16 protein-coding genes are annotated in these 14,979 nt (G+C 35.6%); 1 reads left to right on the forward strand and 15 read right to left on the reverse strand.

Annotated elements, in window-relative coordinates:
- Positions 1 to 5 precede the first annotated feature (5 nt).
- The 12 genes from MHI00_RS09560 to MHI00_RS09615 form a co-directional block, all read right to left on the reverse strand.
- Positions 6 to 749 (reverse strand): Stp1/IreP family PP2C-type Ser/Thr phosphatase, encoded by a 744-nt coding sequence (locus MHI00_RS09560; RefSeq protein ID WP_341113107.1) that lies wholly within the window; start codon positions 747 to 749, stop codon positions 6 to 8.
- Positions 750 to 779: 30 nt separating this feature from the next.
- Positions 780 to 2,168, reverse strand: a complete 1,389-nt coding sequence (rsmB, locus tag MHI00_RS09565) for a 16S rRNA (cytosine(967)-C(5))-methyltransferase RsmB (RefSeq protein ID WP_341113110.1) — start codon at positions 2,166 to 2,168, stop codon at positions 780 to 782.
- Entirely contained in the window at positions 2,161 to 3,114 is a 954-nt protein-coding gene (fmt, locus tag MHI00_RS09570; protein WP_341113113.1) for a methionyl-tRNA formyltransferase, read from the reverse strand. The genes rsmB and fmt overlap by 8 nt, the downstream gene beginning before the upstream one ends.
- Entirely contained in the window at positions 3,111 to 3,605 is a 495-nt protein-coding gene (gene def / locus MHI00_RS09575; RefSeq protein ID WP_010049579.1) for a peptide deformylase, read from the reverse strand. Before def ends, fmt begins: the two co-directional genes overlap by 4 nt.
- Before the next feature lie 30 nt (positions 3,606 to 3,635).
- The gene (priA, locus tag MHI00_RS09580) at positions 3,636 to 6,050 is read right to left on the reverse strand and encodes a primosomal protein N' (RefSeq protein WP_015076200.1); all 2,415 of its coding nucleotides are present in this window, start codon (positions 6,048 to 6,050) and stop codon (positions 3,636 to 3,638) included.
- Between the two features lie 35 nt (positions 6,051 to 6,085).
- Complete coding sequence (coaBC, locus tag MHI00_RS09585) at positions 6,086 to 7,288, reverse strand: bifunctional phosphopantothenoylcysteine decarboxylase/phosphopantothenate--cysteine ligase CoaBC (RefSeq protein WP_341113118.1); 1,203 nt, start codon at positions 7,286 to 7,288, stop codon at positions 6,086 to 6,088.
- Positions 7,289 to 7,576: 288 nt separating this feature from the next.
- On the reverse strand, positions 7,577 to 7,792 hold the full coding sequence (gene rpoZ, locus MHI00_RS09590; protein WP_010049574.1) for a DNA-directed RNA polymerase subunit omega: 216 nt from the start codon (positions 7,790 to 7,792) through the stop codon (positions 7,577 to 7,579).
- Between the two features lie 5 nt (positions 7,793 to 7,797).
- Positions 7,798 to 8,412, reverse strand: a complete 615-nt coding sequence (gene gmk, locus MHI00_RS09595) for a guanylate kinase (RefSeq protein ID WP_010049572.1) — start codon at positions 8,410 to 8,412, stop codon at positions 7,798 to 7,800.
- Between the two features lie 30 nt (positions 8,413 to 8,442).
- On the reverse strand, positions 8,443 to 9,327 hold the full coding sequence (locus tag MHI00_RS09600) for a YicC/YloC family endoribonuclease (protein ID WP_233637687.1): 885 nt from the start codon (positions 9,325 to 9,327) through the stop codon (positions 8,443 to 8,445).
- A gap of 15 nt (positions 9,328 to 9,342) precedes the next feature.
- Positions 9,343 to 9,567, reverse strand: coding sequence for a YdbC family protein (locus MHI00_RS09605; protein WP_010049570.1), 225 nt, complete (start codon positions 9,565 to 9,567; stop codon positions 9,343 to 9,345).
- 112 nt (positions 9,568 to 9,679) lie between these two features.
- The gene (locus tag MHI00_RS09610) at positions 9,680 to 11,035 is read right to left on the reverse strand and encodes a patatin-like phospholipase family protein (protein WP_445662561.1); all 1,356 of its coding nucleotides are present in this window, start codon (positions 11,033 to 11,035) and stop codon (positions 9,680 to 9,682) included.
- 161 nt (positions 11,036 to 11,196) lie between these two features.
- Positions 11,197 to 12,066, reverse strand: coding sequence for a DegV family protein (locus MHI00_RS09615; RefSeq protein WP_010049568.1), 870 nt, complete (start codon positions 12,064 to 12,066; stop codon positions 11,197 to 11,199).
- Between the two features lie 277 nt (positions 12,067 to 12,343).
- On the opposite strand from MHI00_RS09615, the gene MHI00_RS09620 reads away from it, so the two are divergent.
- Positions 12,344 to 12,673, forward strand: coding sequence for a hypothetical protein (locus MHI00_RS09620; protein WP_010049564.1), 330 nt, complete (start codon positions 12,344 to 12,346; stop codon positions 12,671 to 12,673).
- Positions 12,674 to 12,732: 59 nt separating this feature from the next.
- On the opposite strand, the gene MHI00_RS09625 is transcribed toward MHI00_RS09620, so the two are convergent.
- From MHI00_RS09625 to MHI00_RS09635, 3 genes are read right to left on the reverse strand one after another with little or no spacing between them, the layout of a single operon-like run.
- Positions 12,733 to 13,392 carry an ABC transporter permease gene (locus MHI00_RS09625; RefSeq protein ID WP_015076196.1) on the reverse strand — a complete coding sequence of 220 codons (660 nt, stop codon included), beginning with the start codon at positions 13,390 to 13,392 and terminating at the stop codon, positions 12,733 to 12,735.
- 2 nt (positions 13,393 to 13,394) lie between these two features.
- Positions 13,395 to 14,318, reverse strand: a complete 924-nt coding sequence (locus MHI00_RS09630) for an osmoprotectant ABC transporter substrate-binding protein (RefSeq protein WP_016356416.1) — start codon at positions 14,316 to 14,318, stop codon at positions 13,395 to 13,397.
- Positions 14,319 to 14,339: 21 nt separating this feature from the next.
- The gene (locus tag MHI00_RS09635; RefSeq protein ID WP_015076193.1) at positions 14,340 to 14,975 is read right to left on the reverse strand and encodes an ABC transporter permease; all 636 of its coding nucleotides are present in this window, start codon (positions 14,973 to 14,975) and stop codon (positions 14,340 to 14,342) included.
- Between the last annotated feature and the right edge of the window lie 4 nt (positions 14,976 to 14,979).

The raw sequence follows: 14,979 nt of genomic DNA on the forward strand, positions 1-14,979 counted from the left end.
AAATGCTAGGACTCCTCTCTCGCGGCGAAATCAGCTAATAATACCGTAATATTATCAGCCCCACCTTTTTCATTGGCTAAAGACACTAGCGCATTTACTTTTTCTTCAATGGATATATCTTGGCTTAAAATTTCTGAAATGGCACTATCTTCAACCATATTAGTTAGACCATCTGAACAAAGCAATAAAATGTCATCTTTTAAAATAGAAAAAATCGTAATATCAATATCAATTTCAGAGGAAACGCCTAATGAACGTGTTAAGACATTTTTTCTAGGGTGATTTGCTGCTGCTTCTGAAGTGATTTCCCCACTTTTTAACAACTCATTAACTAATGAATGATCTTCTGTTAGTTGAACTAATTTTTTATTTGAATACAAATACCCTCGACTATCGCCAATATTAGCTATGACAAGTTCTTCTTCAAATAAAACTGCTGCAACCAAGGTTGTTCCCATGCCATCTAAATCAGAAAATTGAGTAGATTTTCCAACAATACGCTCATTTTCAAGCGTGATTTGTTTTAACATCCATTGTGTGACTTCTTCTGCAGTTGCATAGTTGGTCTCTTCCCAAGCATGACCTAGATGAGAAACAGCCATTTCACTAGCAACATCGCCAGCTTTATGTCCTCCCATACCATCACAAACTACTACTAAACGAAGTCCTGCTTGATTGTCAAATTGTCCAGCACAATCTTGATTATTTTTCCTTGTTTTTCCGATATCACTTTGAAATACAACCTGCATTTCTCCACCTCTTTAAACTCTTCATGACTTTTAGTTGATTTTTTTCAAACAACTGATGAAAAAACCATCTGTTTCAAAATCATGAGGATAAATTTGTATGAATTCATTTTTAAGACAAGGTTGAAGAGTTTCTCCAACTAAGACTGTCGTTTTTTCAAATTCAGGATGTAACGCTAAAAACTGTTCAACTGTTTTTTCGTTTTCTTCTTCTGTTATGGTACAAGTACTGTAAACCATTATACCGTATTTTTTCAGTTTTGGCGCTACACTTTCTAAGATTTCTAATTGAATTTTTTGTAAATTTAATAAATCACGCTCTTTTTTTGTATATTTTATATCTGGTTTACGGCGCATTAAGCCTAAACCTGAACACGGCGCATCAACTAGAATACGATCAAAGCTTTCATCTGGGAAAACTTCATCAACTTTTCGTGCATCTAAAACAAGACCTTCAACAACATCATCGACATGTAAACGTGCCGCATTTTCTTTCACTAATTTTACTTTATGCTTGTGTAAATCTAATGCAACAACTTTTCCCCCTGCTTCATGAGATAAAAAGGAAGCGATATGAGTTGTTTTTCCGCCAGGAGCTGCACACGCATCTAAAACTTGGTGGTGAGGTTCAATCTGCAGAGCTGGAGCAACCAACATCGATGTTTCATCTTGAATCGTTAATTGACCTGAAGTAAATAAGGGCGACGAGGCAAAATGCCCACCATCACTAATGACAGCATCTGGCGTAATTTCACTTCGACGAACAGCAAAACCTTCTTCCTCTAACGCATACAATGCTTCTTCAACTGTTAAATAACGTTGATTTACTCGAGCACTTGCTCGACTTGGAATTAATAAAGACTCTCCCAAAGCTTTGGTTTCAGAATACCCAATTTGATTAATAAACTTTTCAACTAACCATAAAGGCATACTAATTTCCAGACTAAGGCGCTCAGCATCATCTTTAATATCTGTTAAATCCTTGAATCCGCGACGCTCAGCATTCCGTAAAACGCCATTAACAAATTTACTAATTCCTACATGACCTTTCTTTTTAGCAATCTCAGCTGCTTCAAAAAGAATGGCATGTTGCGGAATTTTATCTAAATAAATCATTTGATAAATAGACAAACGTAATAAGTTACGAACCCAAGAATCAATTTTTTTGGATTCATCTAAGAAGTCAGCCAAATAAAAATCTAAGGTTAAACGACGTTGCAAAACGCCATAAACTAATTCTGTTAAAAGTCCTGCATCTGCAGAACTTAAATTATTTTTTTGAATGGACTCATTTAATAATAAATTAGAATAAGCACCATTTTTTTCAGTTTTATCTAAAATTTCCATCGCTAAATAGCGACTTGTTTTTTTCGTATTACGTTTTTGAACTTCTTTTTTTGGTTCTATTTGTTCTTTAGACATCTTGTCCCACCATTTCTCCAACAGTTAATTGACTGCCGATTCCTCGTAAAAACTCGCCAGCAGTCAATTGACCTTTTCCTGCTGGTTGAATTTTGTTTAATTGTAAAATTGTCTGATCTCCGCATGCAACCCAAATAGCTTCTTTACCTAGTTGAATGATCGTTCCCGGAGTTTCAGTTGTTGTTTCTTCAGTAATCGGTGTTACATCCCATAATTTCAAACGATTACTTGCCAATAAAGTATATGCTACTGGCCAAGGACGCATTCCTCTAACCTGATAGTCAATTTGTTGAGCCGTTTTGTCCCAATTAATTCGTTCTTCTTCACGAGAAATATTTGGTGAATAGGTAACTAACGCTTCATCTTGCTTCACTGGTACAATTTTACCAGCTAACAAATCTGGCAAAGTGTCCATTAATAAGTCACGACCTAAAATACTTAACCGCTCAAATAAAGTTCCGACATCATCTTTTTCAGTAATGGCTAATTTTCGTTGACTTAAAATATCGCCCGCGTCCATTTTCTTTTCCATATACATAATTGTCACACCAGTCTCACTGTCGCCATTCATTAAAGCATAATGAACAGGTGCTCCACCGCGATATTTTGGCAATAAAGAGGCATGAACATTAATCGCACCTAACTTAGGCACATTTAATAATTTTTGTGGTAAAAATTGACCAAAAGCTGCTGTTACAATTAAATCAGGCGCTAAAGCTTCAATTTCAGTCATTTCTTTTGAACCTGTTATTTTTTCAGGTTGTAAAACCGGGATATTATGTTTTAAGGCTGCTACCTTAACAGGTGTTGGTGTTAACGTTTTTTTACGGCCCACTGGTCTATCTGGCTGTGTAACCACTGCTTGAATATCGTAACCAGCACGGACTAATTCATCTAAAATTGGTACTGAAAAAGCGGGAGTTCCCATAAATATAATTTTTGTCATTCGCCATGCTCCTCCATATAGGATTCTAAATCTTGTGGATCAATATGTTCGATAATTTTATCTGTAAAGAGTTTACCATCTAAATGTTCAATTTCATGTTGGAATGCTCTAGCTAAATAACCGTCTGCTTCGACCTCATATTCATCACCAAAACGATCGGTAAAGCGGACGACAATATAATCAGCACGATCAACGGTCCCATACACGCCTGGAAAACTTAAACATCCTTCGACATCAATCGAAGAACCTTCTTGGCTGATAATTTCTGGATTAATCATTTCAAATAATCCTGATTCTTCATCTAATTCTACAATAGCAATTCGCAAAGAATGGTTTACTTGTGGAGCAGCAATGCCGATACCATCATTTTCAACCATCGTTTGATACATATCTGCTAATAATTGTAACGTTTCGTCTGTGATTTCAGTCACCTCAGATGCTGGAGTTTCAAGAATATCATCTGGATACTGAACAATTGGCAATAGTGCCATATTAAAACCTTCTCTCTGTCGTTTGTCTCGTTAAATAAAATGCATAGGTTCTGAATCAATTGTTACTTGTAAGCCTTTTGCCATTTCTTTTTGTGAGTTGATTAATAACTCGTGAAGCTTAGAAAACAGCAAGGGTTCATGTTTATACTTAATAATTGTTTGGTAATAATAACGGTTATTAACGCGAGCGACTGCTTTTGGTGTCGGTCCTAAAATAATTGTTTCTGGCTGCATCTCAGGTCGAATAAATTGAACAATTTCTTGCATTTTTTTAGCCGCTTGAAGTTCTTCCTCGTGGCTTGTTGTCAAAAGAATCGTATAATAATATGGTGGATAACTTCCCCGTCTACGCAACAACATCTCATGTTGATAAAAATGATCATAATCATGTTGTTGAGCCAATACAATTGCATAATGATCTGGATTGTACGTTTGAACAATAACTTCACCGGTTAACTCAGCTCGTCCTGCACGACCACTAACTTGAGTTAGTAATTGAAACGTTCGCTCACTAGCTCTAAAATCTGGTAATCCCAAAGCAGTATCGGCATTTAAAACGCCCACAAGAGTAATATTAGGAAAATCTAACCCTTTCGCAATCATTTGAGTCCCCAATAAAATATCTGCTTCACCATTTCCAAATGCTGTCAGCAATTTTTCATGGGCTCCTTTTTTGCGTGTCGTGTCAACATCCATACGAATAATCTTAGCTTCAGGAATGAGAGCATGTAACTCTTCTTCAATTTTTTGTGTTCCGGTTCCGTAATAGCGAATTTTATGTCCTTTACAACTTGGACAAGTATGTGGAATAGCCTCTTCATGGCCACAGTAATGACATTTCATTGTCTTTGTATCCATGTGTAATGTCAAGGAAATATCACAATTAGGACACGGCAAAACGAAGCCACAATCACGACACATAACAAATGAAGAATATCCTCGTCGATTCAATAATAAAACAATTTGTTCTTTCTTAGCTATTCGTTCACGTATTTTTTCTTGTAAGACCAATGAAAAACTTGAGCGATTCTGTTTTTTTAATTCATCACGCATATCTACCACTTCAACTTCAGGCAAAGCTTTGCGATTGGCCCGTTCGGTTAATTCTAATAATGTATATACCTTTTTCTGAGCACGAGCACGCGACTCTAAAGAAGGCGTTGCACTTCCTAAAATAACTGGACATTGATGATATAAACTACGCCATAAAGCCATATCTCTAGCATGATAACGGGGACTTTCATCTTGTTTATAACTACCTTCATGTTCTTCATCGATGATAATGACCCCGATATTTGTCACAGGAGCAAAAATAGAAGACCTTGCGCCAACCACTACTTTCGCTTCACCTCGTTGAATTTTACGCCATTCATCATACTTTTCTCCCACGGATAAACCACTGTGTAAGACAGCTACTTCATTTCCAAATCGACCTTTAAAATGATTGACCATTTGCGGAGTTAAGGCAATTTCAGGAACAAGCATTAGAGCACTTTTCCCATCTTTTAAGGTTTCAGCAATAGTTTGCAAATACACTTCTGTTTTTCCACTTCCAGTGATTCCTTTCAGTAAAAAAGTCTCAGCTCTGTTTTCTTTAGTGGCTGCTAAAATTGGAGTAATAGCAGCTGTTTGACTGGCATTTAAGGTAAACGCTTCTGTCTGTTTAAATTCATGATTTTCAAAAGGATCACGATAGGTTTCCTCTTCAAAAAAAGTTAACCAACCTTTTGTTTCGGCCTCTTTTAAATTGGCTGCTGTTATCGTTGTATTTTTAGTTACTTCAGAAACGCTTCTAACATCATTCTCCATAGCTTGTAAATAACTAATTAAAATCTGCTGTTTAGGAGCACGTTTGCCTAATCCTATTTTTGCTTCTTCTAATTGTTCAAAAGAAAGCAGTCGTTTAATCATCCTTTTTTTCTTAGTTCTTGCTTTATCTTTGACTTCATAAACAACTTCAACAGTTTCATGCTTTTTTAATTCCATTAATTTAGGTAATAATTCTCGTTCTTCTGCTTCTTCCCAACTAATCTCATTCCGTCCCTTAAAAATCGACGTAAAAATAGATTCAGAAACTTCATCAATTAAACGAATTTTCTTTTCATATTTGGCACGCATAACACTAGGCAACATTGTTTGTAAACATGTTATTTGAAAGGCAAAAGTTGTTTCAGCCATTTCTTTACCTAAAGCCAGCATTTCTTCATTTAGGACTGGATTCAAATCCATTAAACTCGCAATATATTTAAGTTCACCAGTATAATCTGTTGAGTGGACAATATCAACGACAAAACCTTGCACACGTCTCCCACCACGTCCAAATGGTACCTCAACCCGCATGCCCTTCATTAAAGTTTCTACAAATTCAGGAGGGATCCCATAATCATAGGGTTGATTGGTTTGCATAGTTGGAACATCAACAATCACTTTCGCAATAGAAACCATTCATTTTCACACCCTTTATTTAATTTGAACATTCTCTAACTTATTTGACTTAACGCTACGTTTAAAATTTCTTTTGCTATCTCTAATTTACTGCGAACAGAAATCTCAATTGGTTCGCTTACTTCTGAATAAATAGTGACTGCATTCGTCTCCTTATTAAAACCAGCATCTGGTTTAGAGACATCATTTGCCACAATCAAATTGGCTTTTTTCTTTTTCAACTTGCCAAGGGCATATTCTTCAACATTATTGGTCTCTGCCGCAAATCCAATTAAAAATTGATGGGTTTTCTTTTGGCCCAATTCAGCCAAAATATCTGTTGTTTTAGTTAAATTTAAAATCAGTTTATCTTCGTCTTTTTTTATTTTTTCTTTAATTTCAATCGCTGGTTTATAATCAGATACAGCGGCAGCCATAATAACTATATCGGCTGCATCGAACTCTGCTAAGACAGCTTTTTCCATATCGGCTGCCGTTTGAACGTTAACGACACGAACACCCTTAGGCGCTTCTATAAGAGTTGTAGCTGAAATCAAATGGACTTCTGCACCTAAATCTCGTGCAGCAATGGCCAGACTGTATCCCATTTTACCAGAAGAATCATTCGTGATAAAACGTACTGGATCAATGCGTTCCTTTGTACCACCAGCCGTCACGACTATTTTCTTTCCACTTAAAGGCAGATTTTTTTGCTGTTTAAGGAGGCTTAATTCAATTTCGTTAAGAATATCTGCAGGTTCAAGCATACGCCCTCTCCCTTCATATCCCTCTGCTAAGAAACCAGTTGCTGGTTCAATAATGTAACGACCGTCTGCAGTAATTGTTTTTAGATTTCTAACGGTTGCAGGATTTTCCAACATATGCTGATTCATCGCTGGAACTACATAAATAGGCGCAGTTGTTGCTAATAATGCTGTTGAAACAAAATCATCTGCAATCCCATTAGCTAACTTAGCGATACTATTAGCAGTAGCTGGAGCGATTACCGCCATATCAGACCAATCTGCCAAATGGATATGGGCAACTTCTTGACTGACTTTTTCATCAAATGTATCTAAATAAACATCATTTTTACTTAAAACTTGAAAAGTTAACGGCGTTACAAATTTCGTTGCTGACGCTGTCATCGCCACCTTCACTTCAGCTCCCGATTTTATGAGCTTTCGCACTAAGTCACAGACTTTATAAATAGCAATGCCTCCAGTTACATACAAGGCAATTTTCTTTCCTTTTAACATACCAAAAGTCTCCCTTCACTACATAGACTGCTTTTGTTTTCGTTGAAAAAAGAAGCTTCTTCATTTATTTGAAATTTTTCACTTTAGTTTCATTTTATTCATCTAATCTATTCTACTAGAAAAATTGCTTTTTGTCTTGATTTTTAACGAATTCATGATGTGTTTTAATGTCTTTCTATTTTTTAAATCGAAAATAGTTTCATTTTAAGGCCCTTACTAAAAAAATATGTAAAAAGAAGCAGAAAATGCCAAACAAAAAAATCTTTTTGTTTGGCATTCTTTATTTTTTTATTCTTCTGGTCCAACTGTTGTTGGGTCAATAACTAAATCCCCAGCATTAATTTCTTCTAGTGCTTTACCAACGTTTTTATATGAATCATACGATTCTAATAAGTGCATTTCTTTCGCATGCAATTGGTGCGCACGTTTACTTGCAATAATCACCAACGAATATTTTGAATCAATTTTTTCTAGTAAGTTATCAATAGACGGTTCTAACATCATATTATTTACAGCTCCTCAATCATTTTTTTATAACGGTGAATCACTCGCGATACACGCAAATGTTCACTTTCAATAATTTGTTTGACATTTCTAACAGCATTTTCAACTTGGTCATTGACAACAGCATAGTCGTACAAACGCATCATTTCGATCTCTTCGATCGCTTTTTCCATACGTTCTTCAATCACAGCCATTTCATCCGTCCCACGTCCAATGATTCGCGACTTAAGTTCAACTAAATCAGGTGGCGTCAAGAAAATAAAAACTCCTTCAGGCATTTTTTCTCGTACCTGCAGGGCTCCTTGAACTTCGATTTCTAAAAAAACATCTTTTCCACTCGCTAAAGTCTCTTCTACGTAAGCCAAAGGAGTGCCGTAGTAATTTCCTACATACTCAGCATACTCTAATAAGCCACCATTTTCAATTAAAGTTTCAAATTCTTCCTTTGTTCTGAAAAAATAATCCACTCCATCAGTTTCCCCAACACGTTTTTTTCTAGTTGTCATTGAGATAGAATAATCAAAATTGGTTCCATCATTTTCAAAAATTGCTTGCCTAACTGTTCCTTTTCCAACACCAGAAGGTCCGGAAAGGACAATTAAAAGTCCACGGTCTGTCATTCTTTAAAACCCTTTCTAAACGATACTTTTTTATTCAATATTTTGTACTTGCTCTCGAATTTTCTCTAATTGCGTTTTCATCAGAATTACAGTATCAGACAGCTTCAATTGATTGGCTTTAGAGCCAATTGTATTCACTTCCCGATTCATTTCTTGAATTAAAAAATCTAATTCTCGTCCGACAGGTTCTGGCTTTTCGACTAACTGTCGAAAATGAACAATATGACTATCTAAACGTTCCAATTCTTCATGGATATCGGCTTTTTCTAACATTATTGCTAATTCAGTTAATAAGCGAGGTTCGTCAATGAAATTTCCTACTACTTCTTGTAATCGATCTTCTAAACGCGTTCGATAATGTTCTTCAAACAACTCCGATAAATCTGTAATTTGATGAATCGCTAGTTGAAATTGTTCTAAATGATTGAGGACATGTTCCTTTAGGCGCAACCCTTCAGATAGTCGGCTCGCAACCAATTCTTTTAAAGCTTTTTCAGTTGCCTCTCTAACAAGTGGTTCAATTATTTCTTCACCCACTTCTTTTTCTTCAACTGTTAAAAAATCAGAAGAAGCAATCAACTCCATTAAATCAGATTTAAAATCTAAGCCAGGAATTTGATCGTATTTACGACTTGCTTCTGTAGCAAATGCTACAGCTTCGTCAACTAATGACCAATTGATCACTAATTTTTTTTGGCTATCAGCACTTTTCTTCAAATTTAAAAAAATTTCAACCCGTCCGCGCTTCAACTGAGCACTAACTTGTTTTTTTATGGGCAATTCCATAAAATTTAATTCTTTAGGTATTCGGCTAACCACTTCTAGAAAACGATGGTTGACCGATTTCATTTCAATATCAACTTGGACCATTTCTTGACTTGTCGAAGCTCGACCGAAACCAGTCATGCTTTTCATAAGCTCCCTACTTTCTTAAAGGCTGACATTTTCTAAGGCTATTTTCAAAGCTTTAACTTCATCATTAGATAACGTTAACCCTTTTCCCATTTTTTCGTGAGTCGCATCCCAATCTCGTAAATCAAATTTTGGTTGATTGCCATTCCAGCTGACTAAATTTAATTCCTTCTTCCAGCCTTTTGCATTTTCAGAAAGAACTGCAATTTCTTCCATTATTTCAAAAGAAAATTCTTTTGCCATCTTCTTCACCGCCTCAAATCTAGCTTTTAAATTAACTTTATTTCTACTAATTCATAAAAAATATCAAGATTTAGTTTACCATAAAATCAGTCTATATTATAGTTTTTTTTAGTTACTTTATCATCTTTTTCAGTTGATAAATGTAGGTTGCCATCATGAAAGCTACTGGTTTTCGATAAATTAGCCATTGTAGATTTTTAGAAACCATTAGCCTACCTTGCTTAGCTTCCAGTAAGTCAACGAAATAGAGAACCATTTTTAAATTAGAAATAAAGGGAATCATTTGAGCGTAATTATCTAACCATTCATCCCCAGAATAAATCATATCAATTTCAAATGTAGCTGCCAAACTAGCTGTTTCAATTGCTTTTCTAGCTGCTTCATATTTTTCAAGAACAGCCTGATTAAATTCAGAAAACGAATAAATTTTTGTTGGATTAAGTTGAAATAATTTGCCTGTTAATTCATGAATCGCATAACTTAACTCTTTTTTCCCAACACGACCACGCCAAGATCCTCGTATTCTTTTTAATAGTAATTCTTGGTTTTTCTCATTCCGATAAAAAGCGGCAATAAAAAAATCTTGCGGGTCATTTAATAAGCGGACAAATTTTTGATAAAATAGTTTTTCATGATTCACAATAGCCTCATTTTTAAAACTATACCAGCTCCCGGCTAATTTTCCATAGCTTTTTAACGTTTCTAAATAACCTAACCGAATATTGAATTCTGATCGGGCACCGTCAAAGAGCAATACCGCTCCCAACGGCCATTTACTGACAATTTGATGGACAGTCGCTTCAGCTGGAAGTTTAATTGCTTTTGTAATCCCTGGTCCTTTTACATCAACAACGATTAAATTTGTTGCACCTTTGGAAATAGCTAAGTCAATAGGAATATTATCATGATATCCGCCATCTACATAAGATTTAGTTCCGATTTTAGTCGGTTGCATGGCCGGAAAAAAGGAAGCACTACCCAATAAGTAAAGACTGACTAAACCTTTAGGAATCTCATCTAAAAACACAGAAACTTGACGCATAGCTGGAAATTCTGTCAAAACTATCCCAAATTCAATCCCTCGATTTCGCATCCGATCTTCATCTAGCAAACGATCAATGATACTGTTTTTTAAAGGCAAAGCACTAATTCCTTTTTGTCTTAATGCATTGAATACAAAAGTTCCCACCGTTTTCCGATAGCCTTTAAAGCTAGTCGCGTCTACTGGTGATTCAAATTCCAAGACATGACTGGTATCAATCGCCTGCCACATTTCCTTTGCCGCTTGATAGTCACCTTGGACAATCAGTCCCCCGTTTAATGCACCAACTGATGTTCCAGTTACAATTTGAAAATCAATACCTAATTCTAACAAACCTTGCCAGACACCAATTTGATAGGAACCTCGTGCGCCACCGCCACCTAAAACTAATGCTGTTTTTTTGTCTGGATTTTGCTTTTGTTGCATGTCAGATTCTATCAATTTTGCACCTCATCACGTTATATTTTCTTAATTTTACCGAATCCATGAACTAATTGCTAGTCAAAACCGTCACAGTACTCCTCTTAGTCATCAATAAACTCCATTTAGGTCAAGATACTCTTGACTTAAATGGAGTTTATTATAGTTTATACTCTTACTTCGCCAAAAGAAAAAACAGCCATCGATCCAAAACCAGTGTGCGCTGCAATGGTTGGTCCATAAGGATAAACTAAGATTTCTTTGACTTTCACTTTTTCTAATAACTCTTTTTTTACTTCCTCAGCTTCTTCTGGAACACCAACATGTCCGACAATAATCGTTTGATTTTCAGGATCACGTAACCCTTCAACTGTTTTATCGACTAAATAATGTAACGATTTTTTGCGACCACGAACTTTGGCAACGGGTTCCAATGTGCCTTCTGGTGTCACAACAATAATTGGTTTCACACTAAGCAACGAGCCCATTGTTGCGGCTACAGATGAAATTCTACCGCCACGCTCAAGATGTTTTAAATCATCCACCGTCACCCATGAATGTAAGTTCATTTTATGATTTTCTACCCACTGAGCAACTTCTGTCAATGTTTTGCCTTGTTCTTTCATTAAAGCAGCTTGGTACACAAGCAACCCTTCGCCTAAACAAGCAGCTTTTGTATCAATAACGGTAATATCTACAGTACCAAATTTATCTTCTAACATTTGGACTGCTGAAACAGCATTATTGTATGAACCACTTAGCCCTGATGAGAAAGCTAAATAAAGAATAGGTTCACTTTTTTCTACAAACGGCTTAAAAGCTTCATAATAAGTCCCAATATTAATTTGTGAGGTTGTTGCTTGTTTTCCTTCTTTTAATTGCTGGAAAAATTGATTGCGGTTAAATGTTTTGCCTAAATCATCACTATATTCTTTTCCATCAATACTAATAATCATACTTATAATGGCAATTTTATGTTTTTCAACGAATTCCAATGGTAAATCCGAACATGAGTCCGTAAAAATTTGATAACTCATTCTAACAACTCCTTAATAAAAAGTTTGTTGAGCCCTTTAGGCCTGGCAGAAAAATAGGGAAATTTTATGTGGTGCTTTTTACCACCTCGAAATTTCATCTTTTTCCGAAAGACTGGCTCAAAAGAACTAGCCTGATAAAAAAACTAACTTCTTCTATATTATGGCATGTTTTCCCTTAAAAAGACAACATTCTAAAAAAATAAATAAAAAAGCTTGCAAAACTGAACGTTTGTTCGTATAATGAGATATACAAACAAACGTTCGGAGGTTTTTACAAATGGAAAATTATTTCGCAGAAAAACAAACTCGTGCTTTTAACTTTTTACAAAAGAAACTTTTAGTCGGAAATACCAAACCATCTTTAAAAATTTTGCCGCAAATGCCCGAAAATCAAATTCGTTTTTTCCTAAACCAAGCGTATGAGCAAAGAAAAGCGATTATTATACAAATAAATAAAACCAAGCACATCCTAAATGTAAACGAACAAATAGGTTTACTGAGATACTCTCCACTTGATCAAAATCGTGCGATTCTTGAAAGTCGCAAAGACAATACTGTTCACATGATTGCTTTACAAGATATTCGTTACATTCGTTTAGCAGATTAATCTAGAGGCTAAAAAAAAGAATTTTCACTCCCTATTAGAGTAAAAATTCTTTTTTTATTTTATTTACTTGATCGAACTGGATCTAACTTACGTTCCAAGAAGCCTAAGAAAAGATCACTTATAATCGCCATTGCTGCAGTTGGTAATGCTCCTGCTAAAATAATCGCCGTTCCATCTGTTGCATTTGTTCCACGAATAATGATATCTCCTAGTCCACCTGCCCCAATAAACGACCCAATCGCTGTAATCCCAATTGCAACAACTAAAGCATTGCGAATACCAGCCATAATAACAGACATTGACAATGGTAATTCAACCATATATAAAATTTGAAATTTTGTCATGCCCATTCCTTTTCCAGAATCTAGAATATTATGATCAACACTTCTGATTCCTGTGTAGGTATTTTTAATGATCGGCAATAGAGAATAAAGGAATACTGTCACGATAACCGTATTCACACCTAGCCCCAAACCTAACATTAAAATGGATAACATAGCTAATGATGGGACTGTTTGAATGACATTTGCCATCCCTATGACCCAACCTGACATTTTATAGTGTCTAGCGATCCAAATACCTAATGGAATTCCGATAATAGCTGCAAAAAGCACTCCATAAATAGAAATTAGAAAGTGACGCATAAACTGGCTAAAGACATACGCACCATTTTGTTGAAAATAATAAATGAGCTGTTGAAGCATGTTCATCTTTTCCATGATTATTTGCCCCCTTCTTCAAAATAATTGTGTTCTTCTAGAAATTCTTTTGCGACTACTTCTGGTTCAATTAGGTCATTGTCCGCTTTATAATTTAATTTTTGCATCGTTTCTGTTGAAATCGTTCCTTCTAATTTCTTTAAAACCTTATCGATTTCTGGATAAGCTTCAAGAATTTCTTTTGACGCAACTGGACTCGCATCATAAGGTGGGAAAAATCTCAAATCATCTTCTAAAACAACTAAATCATAACTAGCAATCCGACCATCTGTTGAATATCCTAGAACCGCATCCATTTTACCTGCTGCTAAAGCATCATAAACTAAACCGATTTGCATAGGATACACACGTTTAAAGTCAAAGCCATAATCCTTTTTAAATGCTTTATAACCATCGCCCTCTTTTTCTAACCATGATGTATCAACACCCGCTTCAAGTTGATCAGCAACAGCTTTTAAATCGCTAATTTTTTTCAAATTATATTTTTCTGCTGTTTCTTTTGTCACCATAAAAGCATACGTATTAGCAAATCCATAAGAAGGGTAATAGTTTTGATTGTAGCGTTTTTTAAACTCCTGTTGAACAATTTCCAATGCTTTCTTAGGATCTTTTTCTGCTGGTAATTGTAAGATAGACGTTAAATCCGTTCCTGTATAACGTGCAGCTGAAATATTTGCATCTCCATTAATCATCGCTTGATGATTAATCGTTGTTGAACCTAAATTGTTAATAACTTCAACTTTTTGATCCGTATAATGTTCAATCATTTCTTTTACAATTCCTGCTAAAATCTGTGTTTCAGTTGTTACTCCACCCGTTACTTTAATCGCTTCTTTATTCAATCCGCCACCTAAACCAGGTAAAGCACAACTACTTAGAACAAGGGCCACCAATCCAAGCGCCACAATGTTCTTTATTTTTTTCATTGTGTTCATTTTGGAAGCCTCCTATTCATTTGTTCTTAATGCTAGCGGTGTAAACCATTTTTCAACTTTTCCAAGTAAGAAATCAGCTAATAAGGCTAAAATAGTCACTGGAATCGTTCCGCCGATAATCAATTCTGGTTTGTACAAATTCAATCCGTTAAAGATGAAATCACCTAAACCACCTGCGCCAATGTATGATGCTAAAGTTGCCCAAGCAATCACGTAAACCGCTCCTAAACGAATACCCGCCATAATAACTGGAGCCGCTAGCGGCAATTCAACCATCATAATCGATTGAATGTTGGTCATACCCATACCTTTTGCTGCATCTTTTAAATTAGGATCGACACCTTTTACCCCTAAATACGTATTTCTTAAAATTGGTAAAAGAGAATAGATAAAGAGTGCAACAATAGCTGGTGTCTTACCGATCCCTAAGAAAGGAATCATCAAGGCTAGTAAAGCCAATGATGGAACGGTCTGTAACACACTTGCTATACCAATCACTACTGACGCTATTTTATTTGTTCGTGTTAATAATACTCCTAGTGGGACTGCCACTAGAATTCCTAGGCCTAAAGCTACTGCCGAAATGTAGATATGTTCTCCCGTTTTAAGCAATAGATCAGAGCCATAGGTAGTAAAAAAATTCATCATTTTT

Source organism: Carnobacterium sp. FSL E2-0243, assembly GCF_038003605.1.
Classification (GTDB): Bacteria; Bacillota; Bacilli; order Lactobacillales; family Carnobacteriaceae; genus Carnobacterium; species Carnobacterium maltaromaticum.